Genomic DNA, 23064 nt, shown 5'->3' with positions numbered 1-23064 from the left:
GCGAAACAAGTTAGCGAGGCGCTAAAATATTTACGATATAGCTAGCTTAATAACAGACCGGAACGGGGCCAGTGTCAAGGAGATAATGAAATGATTTTAAGTAATATTTTCACCTTCCAATATCAATGCCTATGCTGGAAGGTGAATAAATATATTGCCTTAATTACAGAAAGGGCTACAGGCTGCGTCTCGGGGGAACAACCACGTTAGCAAATATGAGCCCGGCGATAAGTGACATAAAAATCAAGAATATTTGCGAGCCTAAATGGCTCTGATTGAGCATGGTTTCACCTGAGATAAGGGTATTAAGGCCAATGTAGGTTTTACTTCCCGGCACCAAGATCACTATGCCTTGTAGTAGCGCTATGGAGGCGGGAGCTTTCATCCAACGCGCATAAAGATTGGAGTAAACACCAACCGCTAAGGCACCGACAAAAATGCCAATGGACTCCCCTAAGTAAATCCCCCCTAACATCGCGGAGAAGAAGGCGACAATCCCAGCGAATACCCCCCAAGGAGAATCCCTCAAACGAGCTTTAAAGATGATAACCAGTGACATTGATAGCATGGGCACGGCTGACCATATAGCCCAACGTGGCAGAGGCTCAGGATCGATATAAATGGCATCACCAAAAATAGCCTTGCCAATGGTCATGCCCAATACGCCGCCAAAATACAATTTAAACAATTGCATTATGGCGTCCATGATGCGCGCTGTCCCCGAAATTAAATCACGGGCGGCAAGTTCGGCAAGCCCTAAGGTGAGCGCTAGGCCAGGGACAAAAATAATCACTCCAGATAAGATGGCCACAGGCAGGTTAATGCTGGGGTCTATCTTAGCTATCCCGCAGGCCAAAATGGCACATAAGACCGCCGCCATTGGCTCGAGCATCTCAGCGACTCGCTTTGAGCGTTCGGCCCAAAAAACTAAGCTGTAAACCATTAAGGCTAACATGGCAGACCAAAATACATCATGCCAGCCGGTGCCCATTAACATGGCAAAAGCCCCTGCGCTGGTACCAAAAGCTAGCATGGTTAGCTTATGGCCATAGGGGTTGGGTTTATTGGCGATTTCTTCAAGCCTGTCTAAGGCTTCTTGCAGTGTTCTTTGACCTGAGCTTAACTGCTCAACTAACTCGAAGGTACGGGCCAGTGAACCAAGATCAAGATCCCCTGGTTTTACACGAGCCACATGATTGTATTCTTGCTCCGAATCATGCTGTAGCACGAAGGTCATGGAGGTGGGAGAAATTAAAAAGTAGCCTTCAATGCCCAAACTCGATGATACGGTCTGCAGGTGTGACTCGAGGCGATAAGCTGGAGTACCGAACTTATGTAGCGCTTTGCCTAGTTTGATGATAAATCTACGTTTCTCAATAAACTGTTGATTGTCCACAGGCTTGTCATCACTCTTGTAAATGGCTAGGCTAAGATTAGCGCGCATAGTAACCGATAAGGCTCGGGGATTAAACCTTGGATTAAGCTTAATAGGTATAGTTGAGCCAGTTGATAAAAATCTAGTCATTATAATAATAAAGGAAAGTACCATGTCATTCATGATCTCAGGTTTGTATGTCAGTTTGACGGCACTGTTTACCATAGTGCTGTCATATCGAGTCGTGCGTTTAAGGCGGATAAATAAAGTGGGTCTAGGCACAGGCAAGAATCCTGAATTGTCTTTGGCAACAAGGGTGCATGCTAACTTTATTGAAAACGCCCCCTTTGCCATGGCGTTACTCTTGGTGAGTGAAGCGAATGGCATGCCGATTATCTTATTGCATGCTTTTGGCACTGTGTGGCTAGTGGCGCGTATGCTCCATGCGATTGGTCTGACACAAGGACAAGGGGGCTATCATTTTGGGCGTTTCTGGGGGGTTCTACTGACTTGGTTTGTGCTGCTTGGGCTCGCGGTAGCTAATATCGGTTTTTTCCTTGGTTTATAATTGCTGATTGAAGCACGGCTAACCTCAAGGCTTTGGTATTAATCAGCCTTTGAGTCATATTTAGGGGGCCACTTGGCTCCCTTGGTTTATTATTAGAAAAATCGCAGCATATTTTTTCAGTTTGTGCGTTTTTCAGTCACACTTAGGCATGAGGTGCTGCTATACTCCGCCTCCGTTAACGCTAGCGTATCATTCGTCATTACTCTCGTTGGGCCAAAAAAATGCAAGTTGAATCCACATTATTTCGTTTCCCTAAATACTGGGCTAACCAAGCAGGCTCGGCACCTTTTTTGCCTATGTCACGCAAGGAAATGCATCAACTAGGTTGGGATAGCTGTGACATTATTATCGTCTCAGGCGATGCCTATGTGGATCACCCAAGTTTTGGTATGGCGGTTATCGGCCGTATGTTAGAGGCTCAAGGCTATCGAGTGGGGATCATCGCGCAGCCGGATTGGTCCAGCAAAGATGCCTTTATGGAATTGGGGCGACCTAATTTATTTTTCGGCGTGACCGCAGGTAACATGGATTCTATGATCAACCGTTACACGGCGGATCGCAGAATGCGTCACGACGATGCCTATACCCCAGACAATGTCGGTGGTAAGCGTCCTGACCGCGCCGTGACTGTGTACACCCAGCGCTGCAAAGAAGCCTTTAAAGATGTGCCTGTGGTTATTGGCGGCATAGAAGCCAGTCTACGCCGTATCGCTCATTACGATTATTGGTCAGACAAAGTGCGCCGCAGCGTAATTTTTGATGCTAAGGCCGATATTCTCATTTACGGTAATGCTGAGCGTCCTTTGGCCGAAGTCGCCCGTCGACTCGGTGCTGGCGAACCCATCAGCAGTATCGACGATGTTCGCGGCACTGCTGTGATCCGTAAGACGCCAATGCCAGAATGGCGCGGCATGGATTCACGTAAAATCGATCAGCTGCATAAAATTGAACCTATTCCTAACCCCTATGGTGCCGATGATGTCGGTTGTGCCAATTTATCTGGCCCTACGGATGCAAAAATTTTCGATAACGATGCACCTAAGCCCATCAGTGTGCAGCCACCTAAGCCAAAACCGTGGGAAAATACCTACGTTCTGTTGCCGGCGTTTGAGAAGGTCAGTGAAGATAAGTATCTCTACGCTCACGCTTCACGTATTTTGCACCAAGAGCAAAACCCTGGTTGTGCCCGAGCCTTATTTCAACCTCACGGTGACCGTGGTATTTGGGTTAACCCACCGGCGTGGCCGCTCAATACCGATGAAATGGACGGGGTATTCGATTTGGCTTATCAGCGTGTGCCACACCCTGTGTATGGCAAGGCGAAAATCCCTGCCTATGACATGATAAAAACCTCGATAAATATCATGCGTGGTTGTTTTGGTGGTTGTTCATTCTGCTCTATCACTGAGCATGAAGGCCGTATTATTCAGAGCCGTTCACAAGAATCAATCGTTAAAGAAATCAAAGATATCCAAGATAAAGTGCCAGGTTTTACTGGGGTAATTTCCGATCTTGGTGGCCCAACAGCCAACATGTATCGTTTGGGTTGCTCAAGTGAAAAAGCAGAGAAAACCTGTCGCCGCTTATCTTGTGTGTTTCCGGTAATTTGTGGTCATTTGAATACAGATCATAAGCACACAGTGGACTTGTATCGCGCTGCCCGTGATGTGCCAGGCATTAAGAAGGTGCTTATCGCCTCTGGGGTGCGTTACGATTTAGCCATACAAGACCCAAGTTACATCAAAGAATTGGCTAAGCATCATGTGGGCGGTTATTTAAAAATTGCCCCTGAGCACACCGAAGAAGGCCCATTGAGCAAGATGATGAAGCCGGGCATGGGCACTTACGATAAATTCAAAGAGTTATTTGATAAGTTCTCCAAGGAAGCGGGTAAGGAGCAGTTCTTAATTCCTTATTTTATTTCGGCGCATCCGGGTACCACCAACGAAGATATGGTGAATTTAGCACTGTGGCTAAAAGGACAGAAGTTTAAGCTAGATCAAGTGCAAAACTTCTATCCATCGCCTATGGCCAATGCCACCACGATTTATCACACTGAGCTTAACTCATTGAAGAATGTGAAACATGACAGTGAGCAAGTGACCGTACCTAAGAAGGGCCGTCAACGCCGCTTGCATAAAGCTTTATTGCGTTATCACGATCCAGCCGGTTGGCCACTCATTCGTGAAGCCTTGATTGCCATGGGTAAAGAGTCACTGATTGGTAATAGTCCTCATCAACTGGTACCAGCCGAAACTCGAGCCGAGCGCAGTGGTAAGCAATGGGGAAAAACCGCCAGCAGTAACTCAGGTGGCAACAAAGCCGTCGCTAAAGGTAAGGCTAGCCCCAAAGGCGCAGCAAAAGACAAAGGCGCTGAGAAAGGTCAAATGGCGATGACGCGTTTCTCATCCAATCAATTTGAAGACCGTAAACAGGCGGGTGAAGAGGGGGCTAAATCAGGCCGTTCTTCAAGTGGTACTAAAGCCTCGAATAAGAATAAATCGAGTCACACTGGAGCTAAAAAACCTTTGGGCGCTAAGCCCAAATTTGGCACCAAAGCGAGCCAAGGCAAACACTAATTCAAGTGCTTTGCAGAGGGGGTTCTCACTCTGGTGCACATTTAACCGTACTAACAAAAAAGGGTGACACATGAGTGTCACCCTTTTTATTGGTATTAGATCACTTGTGATACCAGGTGCCCCGTGTAGCCTAAATAACCTGCCAGCAATACCGCCCCTTCACGTCTGCCAATTCTAAAACCTGTGTAGGCAAACGGTAGTACTAGGATGGCAAAGATCAGCATGGCAGCAAAATCACTGTCGTTAAAGCCTAAGGCAGACACAGGCTGAATTAATGCTGTCGCACCTAAAATACCTAATATATTGAATAAGTTAGATCCGACTACGTTACCTATGGCTATATCACTCTGGCCTTTAAGTGCCGCCACCACTGAGGTGACAAGCTCCGGCATACTTGTGCCAATGGCCACTATGGTAAGGCCTATGATGATTTCGCTTATGCCAAATAACTTAGCTAAATCTACCGCGCCATCTACAAACAAGATCCCGCCGCCGACTAGCATGGCAATGCCGACCACAATCAGCAGCACTGACAACCAAGGTGCTTGTGGCTGAGTATCTATCTCAAGCTCTTGTGCATCATCTTTGCCGGCGCTCATATAGCTAAAGACCAAATACCCCACCAACAAACTAAACAGGATTGCACCATCGATAAAGCTCACTACACCATCGAGCAGTAAAAACCACACCAATACAGAAGCCGCGATCATCAAGGGGATATCACGCCTGACCATTTGTGACTGCACCTGGATGGGGCGAATAAGTGCGGTAATGGCTAGAATAAGACCGATATTAACTATGTTGGAGCCAACCACATTGCCTAAGGCTATACCTGAGTTACCTGCGAGAGCCGATTTAATGCTTACCGCTAACTCTGGGGCGCTGGTACCAAAAGCCACTATGGTTAAGCCTATGATAAGAGGCGCTATGCCTAAACGTAGTGCTAAGGCGCTGGCACCGCGAACTAGGGCCTCAGCACCAAAGGTGAGAATTAAAAAACCGCCGATAATAGCTAACGCAATTAACATAATGTCCCGCTGATATGAGAGTAATAGGAGTGGCCGTCTTAGCTCACCGATTTGCGGCTATAGTGACAGAATATGTCAAAAAAATACACGCCATGAGCGTGTATTTTTTGTTCTAAGCAGCAACCGAATGGTTATAGCCTAAGGAATTGTTATAATTCATCTTCCCAACGAACTTGGGCGCCTCTAACCCCGTCTACCTTCTCGCTAAAGGCTTTCTCTAGCACGTGACGCTTAATCTTAAGTGTGGGTGTCAGTACATCATTTTCTATGGTCCAAGGCTCTTTCACCACCACCACGGCATCGACGTGTTCATGGGATTCAAGGTGTGGATTCACAGCATCTAAGGTGGCCTTAATCGAGGTACGTACTTCTTCACGGGCCTGCAGTGATGCGCCTTCTGAGAGCTGCACTAAGGCCACAGGATGAGGTAAGCCCGAGCCAATCACACAAATAAGTTCTATGTGTGAGTCTTGCGCTAATTTACGTTCGATGGGCACTGGGGCGACATACTTGCCTTTAGAGGTTTTGAAGTTATCTTTGACGCGTCCCGTGATGCTGATGCAGCCATCGGCATCGATTTCACAAATATCACCGGTGCGGAAGTAGCTATCATCATCGAATGCGGCTTTGGTGGCTTCCTCTTGCAGGTAATAGCCTGTCATCAGTCCTGGGGTTTTTAATAGCAACTCACCATCATTGCCCCGGCGCACTAGACAGCCTTCAACAGGGCGGCCCACAGAGCCAATTTTATTGGCATCGAAAGGGTAGTTGATGATGGAGTAAGCGCAGTTTTCCGTCATGCCCCAAGCTTCACAGATATCCATGCCTAGATTGTGATACCACTGGATGAGAGATGCCGGAATTGGTGCAGAACCCGAGCCCAAAAGACGGCAGTGTTCTAAGCCTAATTCCTTTTGGATCTTGTGTTTCACTATGCTGCTGACGATAGGGATCCTCAGCAGTAATTTAAGTCTGCTAGCGCCAATCTTATTGATGATATTCAGATGGAACAAGGTCCACAATCGTGGAACAGAGAAGAATACCGTAGGCTTGGCTCGTTTCACATCTGCCACAAAGGTATCTAAACTTTCAACGAAAGACACGGTCGAACCTGAAAGAAATGATGAGCCTTCAACCGCCACACGTTCGGTGATATGCGCTAAGGGTAGGTATGAGAGTAAGCTGTCTTGAGTGTTAGTGCGTAAATCTCTGACCACGGCTTCACAGGTCCAGCCATAGCTGGCAAATGTTTGAATGACACCCTTGGGTTTGCCGGTGGAGCCCGAGGTATAGATAAGCGTCATGACATCATCTGGCTTAGTGGTAGGCGCTTCTACTAAGGGGGAGCCTAAATTCAGCAGTTGATCCCATTGATATTGAGATGGCATGGTTTCATAGGGCATGGCTAAGCGAAGCAAGTCGCCACCAATGGCTTCTTCTTGCTCGCTCCAGTGGTCTAGCTTGCCGACAAAAATAGCCTTAGCGCCACTGTGTTCAAGCACATAGCGTATGGTTTCAGTATTGGCCGTCGGGTAAATGGGCACACTAATATATCCCCCTTGCATTAAGGCCAGATCGGCAATAAACCACTCGGCGCAGTTTTTAGACAGGAGAGCCACCTTGTCACCAGGCGCCAGTCCAAGATGACGTAAGGCTCCAGCAATTTTATGCACTTGTTGCTGAACCTCACGCCAGGTTAAATTTTTAAACTTACCTTCTATAGGCTGGCGTAAATAGACTTGGTCGCCTTGGGTCTCGACCCAATGGGACAACATTTGTATCGGGGTCTTAATGAAGTTTTCCATCGACAGTTCCATGTTCGTTGTTGTTATTTTGATTGTTGCTTTGTTGTTACTTAAGCACTGCCAACTCAGATCATAGTCTCTATGATAGGGCTCTTGCGATAAGTTCAAACGCGCGTTTTAACTAGTATGGCGAGTTTTATTAGCCTGTGCAATTGCTTTGCTGGTTAATCTGGTAGCGGTCAAGCAAAAAACGAATATTTGTAACAATAGTACAACATCAAAGTGGGGTGATGAGTTTGTTGGGTTTGTTTTATGGGGTGTGTTGTGGGAGGTACAGGCCAAAATTTAACACAAAAAAGGCGCCGTAGCGCCTTAAGTTGATGCAAAGGAATCTAGGCTGAAGCCTATAATTCCATGATGCCATCCATTTCCACTAACGAGTCTTTTGGCAATTGTTTAACACCTATGGCGGCGCGAGCAGGATAAGGCTGGCTAAAATAACGGCTCATGATTTCATTCACTGTGGCGAAGTGGGATAAGTCAGTTAAAAAGATATTTAACTTAACTATGTCTGCCATAGTGCCGCCAGCCGCTTCACACACAGCGGTTAAATTTTCAAACACTTGCACCACTTGAGCTGAAAAGTCATCGCTAATCATGGTCATGGTTTTAGGGTCAAGAGGGATTTGGCCCGATAAATACACGGTCGAACCGACTTTTACCGCTTGTGAATAAGTGCCGATGGCCTGTGGAGCCTTGTCGGTTGCGATGATAATTTTTTCAGCCATAACGTCCTCTACTCTTGTTGTTTATAGTTAAATTAATTGTTTTTCTTATCGATTTCTCGATGTGCGTAATACTTCTGGCAGTACGCGGATGCGGCGCATCACGTTCGCTAGGTGCACCCTGTCAGTCACTGCGATGCGTAAGTTAATCATATAAACACGGCCGTCACGCTCTTCGGTGCTGAGATTGTGAATGTTTGAACCCGTGGCGGCAATGATAGAGGTGATCTTGGCCAGAGCGCCTTGATGGTTAACAATTTCAACCCGCAAGTTAGCTTGATATTCAACGCCGTCGACATTATCCCACTGTACAGGGATGTATTTATCTGGCTCGCCTTGATAACCGCGAATATTGGCACAGTTTTCCATATGAACCACTAGCCCTTTACCCGGGCTGACGTGGGCAATCACAGCGTCACCAGGAATGGGGCGGCAGCAGTTTGCGAACGTGACTAACATGCCTTCTGAGCCACGGATTGGCATTAAGTTGTTTTCTTTATTTTCATTATTATCAACAAGATCGCCTAACAGCCTTTGAGCTATGACTATGCTCATAGCGTTGCCAAGGCCGATATCGGCTAACAATGAATCGAGATCTTTGTGCTTAGTTTCGCGGATAACTTTTTCAAGCTGCTCTTGAGGTATGCTTTCAAGCTTATTGACCCCCAGAGCATGATTGAGCAGGCGTTTACCTAGGACTATGGCATTGGCGCCTTTCATGCTTTTCAGCACTTGGCGAATTTTGCCACGAGCCTTACCTGTGACCACAAAGTTAAGCCAGGCCGCATTGGGCCTCGCGCCTTTAGCGGTAATAATCTCGACTGTCTGGCCTGAAATCAGCGGCTGACTCAAAGGGTAGGCCTGACGATTCACCCGCGCGCCCACGCAGGTGTTGCCGACATCGGTATGCACTTCATAGGCAAAGTCGACGGCGGTAGCGTTGACGGGTAACTCTAAAATGCGCCCTTCTGGGGTAAACACGTAAATTTCTTCGGGGAAGAGTTCAGTTTTAACGTTTTCAACGAATTCAAACGAGCTGCTGGCACTCTGTTGCAATTCGAGCAAGCTTTGCATCCACTTACGCGCACGTACCTGGGTGGTACTTTGTGCCGATGATGAGGTGCCATTTTTGTACATCCAGTGGGCGGCGACCCCTTTGTCCGCCATCTGATCCATCTCTTCGGTGCGAATTTGCACTTCAACAGGGACAGCATGGGGGCCAAATAAGGAAGTGTGCAGCGATTGGTAGCCATTGGCCTTAGGGATGGCTATATAGTCTTTAAAGCGCCCAGGTCTGGGTTTATACAGGCCATGCATGGCCCCCAAGACGCGATAACAAGTGTCTATGTTGTTGACTACGACTCTAAAGGCATAGATATCCATGACTTCTTGAAATTGCAGCTCTTTACTGCGCATTTTTCGGTAAATGGCGTAGAGGTTTTTCTCACGACCTTTGACGAAGCACTTGATCCCAGCTTCCTCTAAACGTGCAGCTATACCGGCTTCTATGGTATTGATTAACTCTTTGCGATTGCCTCGTGCGGCCTTGACCACTTCTTTTATCACCCGATAGCGCATAGGGTAATAGGCTTGAAAACCTAAGTCTTCCAGCTCAATTTTGATATTGTGGATACCCAGTCGATTAGCAATCGGGGCGTAAATTTCTAAGGTTTCTCGGGCAATGCGGCGGCGCTTGTCCGGCCTTAAGGCGCCTAAGGTGCGCATATTGTGGGTGCGATCGGCGAGCTTAATTAAGATGACTCGAATATCTTGAGTCATGGCCATCATCATCTTGCGAAAGTTTTCGGCTTGGGCTTCTTTCTTGTCGCGGAATTTGATTTTATCTAGCTTAGAAACCCCTTCCACCAATTCAGCGACCGTCAAACCAAATAACTCAGTGAGTTCTTCTTTGGTAACTGGGGTGTCTTCTATGGTGTCGTGGAGCAGGGCAGCCATCAAGGACTCATGATCGAGGCGCATGTCGGCTAAGATGCGGGCAACCGCAACAGGATGGGTAATGTAAGGTTCGCCACTTGTGCGCATTTGCCCTTCATGGGCATCACGCGCAACTAAATAAGCCTGCTTGAGTAATTCTACCTGCTCCGGCTCTAAATAGCCGGAAGCAGATTCCTTTAGACCTTCAAACAGATACAAGTGGCGTCTCCAATTACATAATGGACCTTAAAGTGTGCGACCTTCAGCAATAGCTGAAACAGCAGCAACTTCAGCCGCTTCACGATCACGCACAGTTTGACGCTCGTCTGCGTCTAATGTGGTTGCATTGACTAGACCTAATTCGATTTCACGAAGTGCGATAACCGTAGGTTTATCGTTCATCTCATCAACCATAGGGTCTTTGCCTTGCACGGCTATCTGACGTGCACGACGGGCAGCAACCAAAATCATATCAAAACGGTTGCCGATTTGGTCTACGGCGTCTTCTACAGTTACGCGAGCCATGTGTGAAACTCCAGTGTTATCTAATAAGGAAAAAATGACGCAAAATTGTACACTATGACAGTCAGTCTGCCAACAGATCGACAAGCATATCATTGTGCGTATGGAATTGACTAGCACAGGTTAATCTTTGACTGAAAATGATGCTTTTAAGATCGGCTAGCGCTTGTTCAAAATCGTCGTTAATTATCACAAAGTCATATTCATTATAGTGTGACATTTCTGACACAGCTTGTGCCATGCGTGCCGCGATAACGTCGCTGCTGTCTTGGCCGCGACCAGTGAGGCGGCGCTCCAGTTCTGCCTTAGAGGGAGGCAGAATAAACACCCCTATGGCCTCAGGCATAATTTTTTTGACTTGCTGGGCGCCTTGCCAATCTATGTCTAAAAACACATCTATGCCTAAGCTTAAGGTGTTTTCGATCACTTGGCGTGAAGTGCCGTAGAAATTACCGAAGACTTCGGCTGATTCGAAAAAGGCATTTTCAGCAATTAATGCTTTAAATTGTTCAACAGAGACGAAATGATAATGCTGACCATCGACTTCACCCGGGCGCGGTGCGCGGGTGGTGTGGGAAACTGAGACTTGCATATCTTGTGGTTTATCTTTTAGCAGTGCCGTAATTAAAGAGGACTTTCCAGCACCACTCGGGGCTGACACGATAAAAAGATTTCCACGAGCGCTCATATTTCAGTATCCAACAGGTCAATTGCAAAGCGGCATTATACTCCAGTGGTTGGCCCTTATGCTAGCTTGGACTAGGGATGCTGCGTTGCTATGGCGGTCAAATGCAGGCTGAGGGTTATTTCCAGACAGATATTTTTGCGGTAAACCTAGGCTAGACGCTGACAATTGCAGATAAATTCGGTACGCTGCTGCATGTTTGTCGATTTGTGCATAAATAGGATTATCCTGTGCTGTTAAAAACCCTCCTCTGCCGCCAAGGGCGAGACAATGCGCTACGTATTATGGCGATCAATACCGCTGGTTATATTTTCTTGAGTCTTATTGGTATTTTATTCCCTAATAGTTTGATTATTCTATTTTTTAGCTTTCTCACTCTACCCTTGGTAGTACTTTCAGCCAAACGGAGAATGTATGATAGCGGTAAAAAACTAGGCTTTGCTTGGCTTATCTGCGTGCCATTGTTGGGCTTTGGTTTGAGCCTGTACTTTGCAGCGCCTGTTGGCGTGTTGGCGGGTTTATTCTTCTTTGGTTTGGCAAGCTCAGGGTATTTAGCCTTCCTGCCTCGCGTCGATAAATCTGTAAAACCTTATGTTCATGGCTACATAGGGCCACATGTCTCAGCAGAGATTAAGTTGGGGGACGTTAAATTTCGTCAAGAGCCTATCTTACGCACGGCGCCAGCTGCGGCAATGCATAAGGATGACAATCTCAGTAGCAATACTCCTTGGCAGCTAGATGAGACAGAAATAGCCACAGCCTATGACACCCAGCCTAGTCTTGATGATTCAAGTCTTAATGCGGGCCATGTGACGAATGTTAGCCATCAAGCCATGGCAGCTTCAAGGCAAGAAAGTATTGAAATTACTCAGCCCATGAGTACTCAGGCCCCAGACACTGAGCAGGCAGTAGAGAGCCATATAACACTCGGAAATACAGACAATAGAATAGAAACTGCTGCAGTGAAATTAGATGCCTTTATTGCGGATGCTGTTAGTCCAAACTTAGATGAACTTGGCACAGAAGAAATAGACTTTGGCTTGAATGCACGTAAGCAAACTAAGCCATTTTCTGAAGAAAGATTAACCGGTGAGCGCTGGATAATAGATAAAGCCGCGCTTAAATCTGGTTCAATCACAGAGTTATTGAAAACTTGGCTTATCTGGGCCGATGAACATAGAAAGCCGCTACTGCTCGGGGCTAAAATCACCGCAGCGCTGTCAGTAGCCGTGTTAACAGTTTACCTTATTGTTGCCTTGGTTAGTTTTATCAGTGGCCTAAGTGGGGCTGATGAGCCTGAATCCTTTAGCCCTCCAGCTCAAGTGGCGGCTCAAGTATCACGGGTGACATTCCCCGATGGTTTTGAGCTGGTACTTTATGATGATGTATTGGCATTCCGCTGGCTTGGGGATGACGGCGAGGCTAAAGATTTGTGGCGTTTAGATACCGCCAAAGGTGACACACGTTGCAGCGAACTCACCTTTAACAATGGCAGCAAGTATCGTCCGTTGCAGGTGAGCCTACTCAATGACAGTGCCACAGAGGCTAAATTCTCGCCTTTGGATACCCAAGGGATCATCAATGATATTGCCCTTAGGGGTAGCGTTAAGCTGTGTGGTTATAATTTCAGCCTCACAGGTAGTCAATCCGCCTTGGGTAAAAATAGCCGCTTCTCTGACTTCTTGAGTTATTAACCCTTAGACCTTAAAGCCTAAAGTAAAATTGAATCGCAGCCAATGGCGCTGCTTATAAACGTACAGGCAAAGGATTGGCCATAAGGATAAGTTAAATTTATGTCGGGAACGACCTTAGACAATTGCACGGCTCAAATCAGCACCACTAAGTTGACCGCAGGTGGGATAGCTGAAGATAGCTTAAACCTTATTTATCAGTTCGTGTTGCCTGAATATACCCAGCATTTTTGTTCAGACATGACTCAGAACAAAAGCAAGAAACAGGCTTTTTCGGCGATGACAGTCGCTCCTTTAGGTGATGGTCTGATAAACCGCACCTATTTAGTGAGCGCACCGATGGGCCAGTTTGTGCTACAGAAAATAAATTGCCATGTGTTTCCTGCACCTTGGACCCTGATTAACAACTCGGCGCGGATTTGCGATTATCTTAATCAACAAGTGACGGCGGGTCAGTATCAACTTTCTGCCATTAAACCATTAGCCACCGACAGCGGAGTATTGGCGCTGGATCTTGGGGGCAAAGGGTTTTGGCGGCTGTTATCTTATGTGCCCAATAGCCTGACACTTAGTGAGGTGAATGATGCACAGATGGCACTGCAAGTGGGCAGCACCTTTGGCCATTTTGCGGCAACCTTAGCTGAGCTTGAACCTAGCAATATAGCGGAAGTAATAGAAGATTTTTTAAATTTACCTAAGCGACTTCATCAACTGCAGCAAGCGGCTCAGCAAGATAAGCATGGTCGTCTCAGTGGCTGCCAGTCTTGGGTGGATATGGCCTTAAATCAGCATGACTTAATTAATGAGCTTGCCAGTTTAGAGACAAGCCTTCCCCGTAGAATTTGTCATAACGACACTAAAATTAATAATATGCTTTTTAGCGCCACCACAGGTGAGCCGCTGGCGGTTATCGATCTCGATACCTGTATGCCAGGTTATCTTATGTATGACTTTGGTGACATGGTGCGGGCCTTTTGTTCACCAGTGGCTGAAGACTCCCTAGATCTTGAACGCATCGAAGCCCGCCCCGAGCTGATACTAGCCGCCGCCAAGGGGTATACCTATGCCCTTAGGGACACGATAACTGAGGCTGAGCAGCTAAGTTTATGGCTTGGGGTCAAGGTGATGACTCTGATGCTGGCAAGTCGGTTTCTGAGTGATTATCTGCAAGGTGATGAGTATTTCGCTGTGACGCGCCCACAACATAACCTGCAGCGGGCGGTGAACCAATTTACCCTTTACCAGAGCCAACTGGCCCAAGATGACGCCATGCGAGCGGCATTTTCAAGGGCTAGGCCAGTAAGAGTGTGAAATCAATCAGCTCATTGTCTTAGTTGTCACTTGGGTAAGGTGTATTTTGTATCGCCCAAACCCGAATGAGACTTCTTTACTTTATCTTGGTCTACAGATAATTTAAAGTGCAAGTACTTGAGTCGGATGTATATTTGTCATCATCTGATTTTTTAATCTGTAATGACCGTCGCTATCAATACAAAAGAGACAGGTGCGCCTCGTTGAAACATTTGTTAACCAAATTTAACGGTATGGTACATAAAAAAAGTCGTTAGTATTGCTTGTAATATTTTGCCAACGGGATGGCTATAGACCCACTGCTAGGAATGCACTATGAATTTAACCAAGATCAGCACAGAAAATATCGCTGGTACCTTAGTCACCCTGTTACTCATCTGTATTTTTGGTCTTATGGCCATCGCTAGGCTACCTATTCAGTTGTTACCTGACATAGAGCGGCCGCAGATATCTGTCTTCAACAACTGGCGCAGCGCCGCGCCCCAGGAGATGGAATCTAACATCATAGAGCCCCAAGAAAACGTGCTACGTCAAGTGCCAGGTGTGGTGGAGATGACCTCATATATTTCTCAGGGTTTTGGTGCAATTACTCTCACTTTTGAGGTTGGTAACAATATGCAGGAGGCGATGATCAATGTGATCAACGCTCTTAACCAGACGCCACCCCGACCGCTGGACGCCGATGAGCCGTATATTAATGCTGGTGGCAGTAGTGGGGGGACTAACCTCGCCTCATTGCTTATTCGCATGGCACCTGAAAATCCAGATACAAATTTTGTCAAGTATCAGAAACTTATTGATGATGTTGTCGAACCTAGGCTCAGGCAAATTACAGGTGTCGGCAGCGTAAATTTGCAGAGTCGCCAGTCTAAAGAGCTTCATATTGAATTTGATCCCTACCGCGCTGCAGCCTTAGGGATCACCTTAGAACAGCTGCGTAATACCCTTTCAAGGGCTGCTGATATCTCTGGTGGCACAGCCAAGGTGGGCCGCCGTCAATATACTGTGCGCTTCATTGGCCAATACACCCCAGAAAACTTAGGTAATCTTATCGTTACCTATAACGAAGGTCGCCCTGTGTATCTCAGTGAATTGGCTGAAGTTAAAATAGGCACCGCAGAGGTAACTGGTTTCACTAAGCGAAATGGCTATTCTGCCTACTATATGACGCTTGATGGCACTTTCGATGCCAATACTGTCTCGGTATTGGATGGTGTGAATCTGGCTATCAGTGAGCTTAATGCCGGAGCCTTAAAAGAAGCAGGTCTTGTGATGGATTTGTCTTTCGATGCCTCTGTGCACATCAAGCGAGCGATTTTACTGGTCAAGGGGAATCTTGCTATTGGGGTTGTGCTCGCGCTCATAATACTGTTTGCCTTCTTGCGGAATTTCAAGGCGACCTTGATGATCGCCTCCACAATTCCTGTGGCACTGCTCATCGCCTTCTTTTCGCTAGAGGTTATGGGACGAACCTTAAATGTCATCTCACTGGCTGGCCTAGCATTTGCCGTAGGTTTAGTGCTGGATGCGGCCATCATAGTGCAGGAGAATATCGTTCGTCTGCTGCAACAGGGGAAGACTCTGCAGCACGCCGTCCTTGAGGGAACGACCCAAGTGCGAGGTGCCTTGTTGGCCTCGACCGCCACAACGGTCGCCATCTTTCTGCCTATTCTCTTTATGCCCGGGGTCGAGGGCCAGCTGTTCTCCGATTTGGCACTGACCCTGTCGGTGGCTGTGGTGTCTTCTTTTGTCAGCGCGATTATGCTGATCCCAGTATTTAGCCTGTTGTGGCTGAGAATGCCACCCATGGATGGCACGACGATCGCAAGGGACGAGCTCTGGCAGAAGGTCACACTCTTGGTCAAAAGGCTCACAGGCACACGTAAACTGGCGACGCTTTGGTGTTCGACGCTTATCCTAGGTGCAGGGATTCTGGCCTTTGCCATCATGCCCAGACCCGACTTCCTGCCACAGGCCAAATCGGATGGTATTGTGACTTTCTTTTCCTTGCCGCCAGGTACAAATATCGAAAATGTAGAGACAGAGATAGGCGACACCATTATTGCCCGTCTTAAACCCTATTATGATAAAGAAAAACAGCCCTTTATAAGTGGCTATAATTTCTCCATATATTCTGCTTTTAATGTGTTATTTATTTATCCACAAGATCCCGAGAAGTCAGACGACATGATAGCCCTGTTGCAGGACGAAATACTCATAGATCTGCCAGACACTCAGACCTTCAGTAATCGCTCCTCTTTGTTAGAGTTTGGCTTCAATGGGGGACGAACAATCAACATAGATTTACAGGGGCCCGACATGGAAGCCCTGATGGAATCTGCGAGTAAAGGTATGGGCATAATCAATGAAGCCTTACCTGGCGCGGTTGTCAGACCCATCCCCGGCCTGTCCATGGCTCAACCTGAATTGCAGTTAATTCCAGATGAGCGTCGCATAGCTCAAGCGGGTGTTGATAAAATTCAAATCGCCAACGCAGTGCGTGCCTTTACATCGGGCTTGTTTGTTGGCGAATACTTCGATGGCAATGAGCGCATGGACATTTTGCTCAAAGGTCCCAAGTGGCAGGTGCCTGAGCAGCTGGCTGCAACACCAGTGTTCACTCAGGGGGCGGGCATTCAGACCCTAGGAGAGTTGGCCCGCATCGAACGTACTGTGGGTCCGACCCAGCTGCAACGGGTTAACGGTAAGCGTAGCGTCAGCTTATTAATTTTCCCGCCGGAGAATATGACCCTAGATGAGGCGATGGAGCTTATCAATACCAAGGCGCTGGATGAGCTCAAGGCAGCATTGCCAGAAAACAGCTCAATAAAGTTCAGGGGGGGTGCCGACAAATTGGATGAAACCATTACCAAGATGGGCAACAACTTTTTGCTGGCCGTGCTGATCCTCTTCCTGCTGATGGCGGCCATGTTCAAGTCAGCCAAAGATAGCTTATTGGTATTACTGTCCATGCCACTAGCCTTGTGTGGCGGCGTGGTTAGCTTGAGCCTACTTAATCTGTTCAGTTTCCAGAGTCTGGATTTGCTGACCATGATAGGCTTCATCATCTTACTGGGTTTGGTGGTCAACAACGCCATACTCTTAGTGGATCAGACGCGCCAGGGCAGCCGCGATGGCCTGACCTTAGATGATGCCATTTATCAGGCCGTGTATACCCGTGCCCGTCCCGTCTATATGAGTACCCTGACCAGTATCTTCGGCATGTTGCCACTAATGCTGGTGCCTGGGGTTGGCAGTGAAATCTATCGAGGTCTGGCGGCGGTGATCGTCGGCGGCATGAGCTTCAGCGCCCTCTTTACCCTGATTTTGATGCCCAGCCTGCTCAGGCTCACCTCGTCCGCCAACCTAACAAGCGCTTCAGCCAATGCGAACACTATGGCGGCCAACGCGCCAGTCTCAAGGAGTTAATCGATGAAAACTACTATTCTCTCAATCCTGGTACTGACCGCATCCTTGAGCAGCTTAGCTAGTGCCGCCGAGGCACCGCCGGCACTGGTCAGCGTTAAACTCGTGGAAAACCGTCCCTTGTCGCCTAAGGTCATGGTGGTGGGATCTATACACTCTCGCAGTCAGGCCGAACTGACCTCGGGTATAGAAGGACGTTTGGCATGGGTGCAAGAACCCGGCATTCACGTGTCGCAGGGCGACATAGTCGCCAAGGTGGAGCAGACACAGTTGCTGTTACAGAAGGCCCAACAGGAGGCACAGATAGAATACGAGAATGTGGCGTTTATTCGCCTCGGGCGGGAATTTGAGCGTTTGGTGAAATTGAATGCCAGTAACAGCGCTTCGGAAACCGAGCTTGATAAGGCACGCTCGGACCGAGATTTGGCCGCTGCCAGCCTAAAGCTGGCTCAGATCAAGCTTAAGATGATCCTCGACGACTTGGACCGCAGTGAGGTCAGGGCGCCCTTCGCAGGTATCATCACAGCGCGACTGCACCAGGCGGGCGAGGATATAGGCCGCTCTGTGGTGATTGTACAGATGACAGATCCCGACGATCTAGAGATCCGCCTGTATGCGCCGCTGAAATACAGTCGCCGAGTCAATGTGGGCGATGAGTTGAACATCTATCACACCGAAGGTGAGTTCACTGCCAAGATCCGCAGCCTGATCCCGGTATCCGATATCCGCTCCCAGACCTTCGAGGCCCGTATTGATCTGCCAGCGGACATGCGCGAACACTTCAGTGTCGGCGAGCTTATCTCACTGGCGCTGCCCATCGCTCCCAAGCAGTTGACTACACTGGTACCTAGGGATGCGGTGATCCTGCGTTCTAGCGGTGCCTACGTGTTCAAGATTGATGCCGACAACAAGGCCATCAAGACCCAAGTCATTCTGGGCGATGGTGAAGGTGAGTGGATAGCCGTCGAAGGCGAACTGGCAGATGCCGATCCTGTGGTGGTTCGCGGCGCAGAGACGCTGGAGGATGGCCAGCAGGTGACACTGAAAACCACCCAAGGCTTGGCCAGCGCGGCGACCATAAGCGCGGGCACATAGGCTAACGGCCTAGACTCCTTGCTCTCTACTTTTTGTTTGAATACAAACCAAAATATACAATGATATTGTTTTATAATGACTATCTTGATGGGCTCTCAAGCTGATCCCAAGGAATTGCTTAGCCTTTATTTGAGATTGCTAAGGCTGGTAATACCAATCGTATTAATTATCTGGTCATTCAGCGGGAGTTCCAAGGGGATTAATCAAGGCGAAGGCTTGAAGGCATAGTGGTGCTATGTCAAAAGTCTTCAACGCAGAGAAATCCCCTTTGAAACCCGCCCTAGGGAGCATCTCAAGCGTTCCACTTCTTCGTTGCATTAATTTGAAAGGGAATAACCCTTACTGCATTAATGCGCCTTAAATTGAAAAGCTTGAGGTGCTCTGATTGATCATATAATTAATGTGATTGGTATAATCACTGTGAAATAACTCCACCCTCAAGACAGGGAAGCATGCATGCCTGATAAGGACCATATCCATCAGCACTGTCGACGCGCTCGCGCTAGCTGGCTTAGGGGGACCCTGCGGCGCTCACAGCAAGAAGCCGCAGCCTCTTCCACCATGACGGCCACCAGTGATAATTTTTTTAACGCTTATGCCATTTCATTGGGCGCAAGCCTTGGGCAAATGGGCTGGGTGGCAGGTTTACCTCAATTGTTTGGTTCTGTGGCTCAGTTGATATCGGTCTGGCTTGCGAGCCACTTCAGTAGAAAGCAGTTTATTGTGATCTGTGCTTTACTGCAGGCCTTAGTGGTGGTGATGATGGGCGCGCTCGCCGCCTGGGCGCCGGATAACGCAGTGTGGTTGTTCATTGCTTTAGCTGTGGGATATCACGGTTTTATTAATCTTATTCAACCTCATTGGCGGGCGTGGATGGGCAGCATAGTGCCGCAACGTCGCCGAGGGGCTTTTTTTGCTGCCCGTACCCGCCTGACCATGGTCGCCTCGTTAAGTGTGTTCGTTTTGGGGGGCGGGCTGCTGACATTGAGTCAGCACTGGGGCATGACCTGGCTAGGTTTTACCTTATTATTTTCCTTTGCTGCCATGGGGCGTTTTACGTCGGCGTGGCTGCTATGGCAGATGCACGATCCAGATGACAGCGGCAAAGACAAAGACATCGCTTTTATTGTCACACTTAAAAATTTTAAACTGGCATGGCAGGACAGTTGTTTTCGAAAATACAGCTTATTCATCGCCAGCATGCAGGGCATGGTAGCCATCTCGGCGCCCTATTTTGCGGTATACATGTTGGAAGTGCTGCATTTTAGCTATTTAGAATTTGTCATCGTCAGCGTGGCGTCCATAGTGACTCAATTTATCAGTTTGAGTTTTTGGGGCCGCTTCAGTGATAAATTTGGCAATCGCTATGTGATGGTATTCACCAGTTGTTTAATCCCCATCTTGCCGCTGTTATGGTTATTCTCTGCCGATTACGGCTATATCATACTGGTTCAAGCTTTGTCAGGCCTAGCATGGAGCGGCTTTACCTTGAGTACAGCCAATTATTTATATGACATTAGGCCTCATCAGTCAGACTTTGCTACTTATGCTGCCTTGCAGGCCGCACTCGGGGCGGGTTTTGTGTTTATTGGCGCCTTAGCGGGGGGCTTGATCACGGTTTCTTCGGCGGAGTTGTTAATATGGTTCAAGCAAGATATCGGGCTCACAGGGCCTATTTTTACTGTGTTTGTGCTATCTACCTTGCTGCGAAGCCTAGTGAGTTACTGGTTTTTACCTAAACTCGATGAACCCAAAGTGCGCCCAAGGCCCGAGTTACTTAAAGTAATCTTTCGCATCGGCCGTTTTAATGCCATCACTGGCATGAGTTTAGATTGGCTCACGGTAGTGAAAGACAGCAATAAAAAGCCCAGAAATGACCCGCATCCACCCCAAGATACCCAGTAGCGATTCAGTTGTCGTTATTCAGTAGCAGTAGTTTTCAGTAACAGAAGAGAGATGTATGAAGTTAGCTTACCAATGGATTTTGTTCGACGCCGACGACACTTTATTCAGTTTTGACGCCTTTGCTGGCCTTAAGCAGATGTTTGCCGATTTTGATTTAGATTTCAGCTTAGATGATTTTAGTTTTTATCAGACCATCAATAAGCCGCTGTGGGTGGATTATCAGGATGGCAAAATTAGCGCTAAAGAATTGCAAAATAACCGCTTTATTCCTTGGTCGCAAAAACTGGGTGTCTCAACGCAAACCCTTAATAGCGCCTTTTTAACTGCCATGGCCGATATATGTCAGCCGCTTCCCGGTGCCCGAGAGTTGGTGGACGCGTTAACCGGTAAGGTCAATTTAGGCATTATTACCAATGGTTTTACTGAGCTTCAACAAATACGCCTAGAACGCACTGGCTTTAGCGGCGCTTTTTCTCCTGTAGTGATTTCAGAGCAAATCGGTCAGGCAAAACCTCACGCAAGTATTTTTGAACATGCATTCTCTTTAATGGGTCACCCAGCTAAGGACGGTATTTTAATGGTAGGTGATAACCTGCATTCGGACATACTCGGCGGTATTAATGCCGGTATAGATACTTGCTGGCTCAATCACCATGGTGCGGCGACAAGCAATGGCATAACTCCCCGCCATCAGGTGGCGTCACTCACTGAGCTGAAGGCTTTGTTACTAGGATAACCATTTGGTTTGAAAACTGTCGCCGTGCTTAGTGAGTGCCGCGACAGTTGTCAAAACCTCAATGCCCTTGGGTTGAATTAAGGCTGGCGACAAGACTCCATCATCTCGTTCATGGTGTTAAAATCCAATCTGTCCTTAGTGGTAACGGCTTGAACAGCATTATTAGGGGGGGGCATTGTCGTTAAGGTCGTATAGGCATTAATAAAGCTTAAGGGGCCAGTGGTGAAACGGCAAATTCCCGCACTATGCAGCGTTTTGATCAAGGCGGCATCGGCATTGGTCATCATGAAGTTCAGCGGCATATGGACCCGTTTAGCAAGATACTTGGCCAGCAGCTCTGAACAATTACCTGGAATGAATCCGCAATTAGCCCCCGCAGCTTGGTAAGAGATTAACCGTGAAGCTGTCATCTCCATCGCCATTTCATTCTTGGCCAATCCCCTTAAGTAAACATCGGTTCTGGCATTTATAAAGAGTGTCTTCCCTAGTGTGGTCGCTCGGATCGCCGTAATTTTTTCAATGAGTTGTTCAGGGGCGTGTGCACCATCTTCTATGTTGATCCCAACGACACCTAACTTGGCTAACTCACAGGCAAGCTGGGCAACTTTTTCAGGACACTGACTGTAACCAGATTCAATATCAACACTCACGGGCAGTTTAGCGACGCGCATTATGTTTTTCATAGCGTGGAGCAGGGTGTCCATGGGCAGGACATCGCCATCAGGGTAGCCATTGGCCCAAGCTATGGCTGCGCTGCTGGTGGCTAGGGCTTTTTGATCGTTAGCTTGAGCTAACAGGGCGCTGGCGGCATCCCAGATATTGGTGAGCACCAGAGGCGCAGTACTCGAGTGTAACTCGGTAAAGGTGTTTAGATTTAGTTCCGACATGTTCAGCTCCTTGAGATAAGGGGGATAACTTAACCTTATGGATTTCCCTATGCTGGCGGAAAACGGAACTGAACCTTAACTCAGTGTGTAGTCAAAAAACTTGCGCTTATTAGGGCCGCTTAAGTTGGCACTGACTTTGTTTGGATGCTTATATTCATCCCAACTGGCGACATTGCGACCTATGTTAAGGTGGGGGAAATTAAGTGGCGCCGATTTGATACTAGATGCAAGGTCTTGAGGCGCTAATTCAATAAATTCAAGCAATCGGTTTAAACTGCCCACTTGGTTAATATTTATTTTTAGCAAATCATTCCGGCCAGTAAAGTATTCCTCAACCGTCTGTTGATGTTCAAGATAGCACTGCTTTAGGTGGACCTCATCGAAGGGGTTGGTGACGAGATTAAGTTTAAAGCTGTGGTTAAAGCTGCGTTTCATTATAGGATGGAAGCGGCCGGTGTGTTCATCCAGATGAATGAGCATTCTGCCGAGTAGCATTTGCATCGAGATTATCCATGGCGCGATATCACGGCTTAAATAGACAAACTTAGCCCCCGGGAATAATCCATCTAATTGTTTAAAATCAGAAAAAACCGGCGCATCGGCGATGGCGTCAGCTTGATAAAAGCTCTGCTGAGTAAAACCTTGATGGGCGACTTTTAACCCTTGTTCTAACAGAGCCACACAGACGCTGGTGGTGCCTGTGCGGGGCAGGCCAATAATGAATATTTTACCTGTGGATTGAGCCTGAATTTGAGTACTTGGACGACTGACTGAGCTTAGCGGCATAACTG

17 protein-coding genes are annotated in these 23064 nt (G+C 47.7%); 8 read left to right on the top strand and 9 right to left on the bottom strand.

Features of this window, described 5'->3' with window-relative positions; translation table 11 throughout:
- Positions 1 to 175 precede the first annotated feature (175 nt).
- The gene (locus tag SDEN_RS17865; RefSeq protein WP_041406521.1) at positions 176 to 1396 is read right to left on the bottom strand and encodes a threonine/serine ThrE exporter family protein; all 1221 of its coding nucleotides are present in this window, start codon (positions 1394 to 1396) and stop codon (positions 176 to 178) included.
- 151 nt (positions 1397 to 1547) lie between these two features.
- Between SDEN_RS17865 and SDEN_RS17860 the strand changes: the two genes are divergently transcribed.
- Positions 1548 to 1943 (top strand): MAPEG family protein, encoded by a 396-nt coding sequence (locus SDEN_RS17860; RefSeq protein WP_011497857.1) that lies wholly within the window; start codon positions 1548 to 1550, stop codon positions 1941 to 1943.
- Positions 1944 to 2164: 221 nt separating this feature from the next.
- A complete protein-coding gene (locus SDEN_RS17855) occupies positions 2165 to 4522 on the top strand; it encodes a YgiQ family radical SAM protein (protein ID WP_011497856.1) in 2358 nt (785 codons plus the stop codon).
- A 95-nt stretch (positions 4523 to 4617) separates the two neighbouring features.
- Here SDEN_RS17855 and SDEN_RS17850 read toward each other — a convergent pair whose 3' ends face one another.
- From SDEN_RS17850 to gmk, 6 genes are all read right to left on the bottom strand, one after another.
- Positions 4618 to 5550, bottom strand: coding sequence for a calcium/sodium antiporter (locus SDEN_RS17850; protein WP_011497855.1), 933 nt, complete (start codon positions 5548 to 5550; stop codon positions 4618 to 4620).
- Positions 5551 to 5699: 149 nt separating this feature from the next.
- Positions 5700 to 7355 carry an AMP-binding protein gene (locus SDEN_RS17845; protein WP_041405887.1) on the bottom strand — a complete coding sequence of 552 codons (1656 nt, stop codon included), beginning with the start codon at positions 7353 to 7355 and terminating at the stop codon, positions 5700 to 5702.
- Between the two features lie 344 nt (positions 7356 to 7699).
- Positions 7700 to 8083 carry a RidA family protein gene (locus SDEN_RS17840; protein WP_011497853.1) on the bottom strand — a complete coding sequence of 128 codons (384 nt, stop codon included), beginning with the start codon at positions 8081 to 8083 and terminating at the stop codon, positions 7700 to 7702.
- Positions 8084 to 8128: 45 nt separating this feature from the next.
- Positions 8129 to 10234 (bottom strand): bifunctional GTP diphosphokinase/guanosine-3',5'-bis pyrophosphate 3'-pyrophosphohydrolase, encoded by a 2106-nt coding sequence (spoT, locus tag SDEN_RS17835; RefSeq protein WP_011497852.1) that lies wholly within the window; start codon positions 10232 to 10234, stop codon positions 8129 to 8131.
- A gap of 27 nt (positions 10235 to 10261) precedes the next feature.
- Complete coding sequence (rpoZ, locus tag SDEN_RS17830) at positions 10262 to 10540, bottom strand: DNA-directed RNA polymerase subunit omega (protein ID WP_011497851.1); 279 nt, start codon at positions 10538 to 10540, stop codon at positions 10262 to 10264.
- A 61-nt stretch (positions 10541 to 10601) separates the two neighbouring features.
- The gene (gene gmk, locus SDEN_RS17825) at positions 10602 to 11225 is read right to left on the bottom strand and encodes a guanylate kinase (protein WP_011497850.1); all 624 of its coding nucleotides are present in this window, start codon (positions 11223 to 11225) and stop codon (positions 10602 to 10604) included.
- A gap of 227 nt (positions 11226 to 11452) precedes the next feature.
- Here gmk and SDEN_RS19955 point away from each other — a divergent pair, with 227 nt between their 5' ends.
- The 6 genes from SDEN_RS19955 to yjjG all read left to right on the top strand — a co-directional run bounded on the left by SDEN_RS19955 (position 11453) and on the right by yjjG (position 21386).
- Positions 11453 to 12916 carry a hypothetical protein gene (locus SDEN_RS19955; protein WP_011497849.1) on the top strand — a complete coding sequence of 488 codons (1464 nt, stop codon included), beginning with the start codon at positions 11453 to 11455 and terminating at the stop codon, positions 12914 to 12916.
- A gap of 99 nt (positions 12917 to 13015) precedes the next feature.
- The gene (locus SDEN_RS17815; RefSeq protein WP_011497848.1) at positions 13016 to 14224 is read left to right on the top strand and encodes a phosphotransferase enzyme family protein; all 1209 of its coding nucleotides are present in this window, start codon (positions 13016 to 13018) and stop codon (positions 14222 to 14224) included.
- A gap of 315 nt (positions 14225 to 14539) precedes the next feature.
- Positions 14540 to 17653 carry an efflux RND transporter permease subunit gene (locus tag SDEN_RS17810; protein WP_011497847.1) on the top strand — a complete coding sequence of 1038 codons (3114 nt, stop codon included), beginning with the start codon at positions 14540 to 14542 and terminating at the stop codon, positions 17651 to 17653.
- 3 nt (positions 17654 to 17656) lie between these two features.
- The gene (locus SDEN_RS17805; RefSeq protein WP_011497846.1) at positions 17657 to 18745 is read left to right on the top strand and encodes an efflux RND transporter periplasmic adaptor subunit; all 1089 of its coding nucleotides are present in this window, start codon (positions 17657 to 17659) and stop codon (positions 18743 to 18745) included.
- Positions 18746 to 19201: 456 nt separating this feature from the next.
- Positions 19202 to 20650 carry an MFS transporter gene (locus tag SDEN_RS17800; protein ID WP_011497845.1) on the top strand — a complete coding sequence of 483 codons (1449 nt, stop codon included), beginning with the start codon at positions 19202 to 19204 and terminating at the stop codon, positions 20648 to 20650.
- A 55-nt stretch (positions 20651 to 20705) separates the two neighbouring features.
- Complete coding sequence (yjjG, locus tag SDEN_RS17795; RefSeq protein ID WP_011497844.1) at positions 20706 to 21386, top strand: pyrimidine 5'-nucleotidase; 681 nt, start codon at positions 20706 to 20708, stop codon at positions 21384 to 21386.
- Between the two features lie 77 nt (positions 21387 to 21463).
- Here the strand turns inward: yjjG and SDEN_RS17790 are convergent, their stop codons facing one another.
- Positions 21464 to 22273: an isocitrate lyase/PEP mutase family protein gene (locus SDEN_RS17790; protein WP_011497843.1), complete on the bottom strand. Its 810-nt coding sequence runs from the start codon at positions 22271 to 22273 to the stop codon at positions 21464 to 21466.
- A gap of 75 nt (positions 22274 to 22348) precedes the next feature.
- Positions 22349 to 23059, bottom strand: coding sequence for a sulfotransferase (locus tag SDEN_RS17785; RefSeq protein WP_011497842.1), 711 nt, complete (start codon positions 23057 to 23059; stop codon positions 22349 to 22351).
- Between the last annotated feature and the right edge of the window lie 5 nt (positions 23060 to 23064).

It is taken from the genome of Shewanella denitrificans OS217, from assembly GCF_000013765.1.
GTDB classification, from domain to species: domain Bacteria; phylum Pseudomonadota; class Gammaproteobacteria; order Enterobacterales; family Shewanellaceae; genus Shewanella; species Shewanella denitrificans.
The sequence above is the reverse complement of the archived record's forward strand: the minus strand, read 5'-3'. Positions and strand labels throughout refer to the sequence as shown.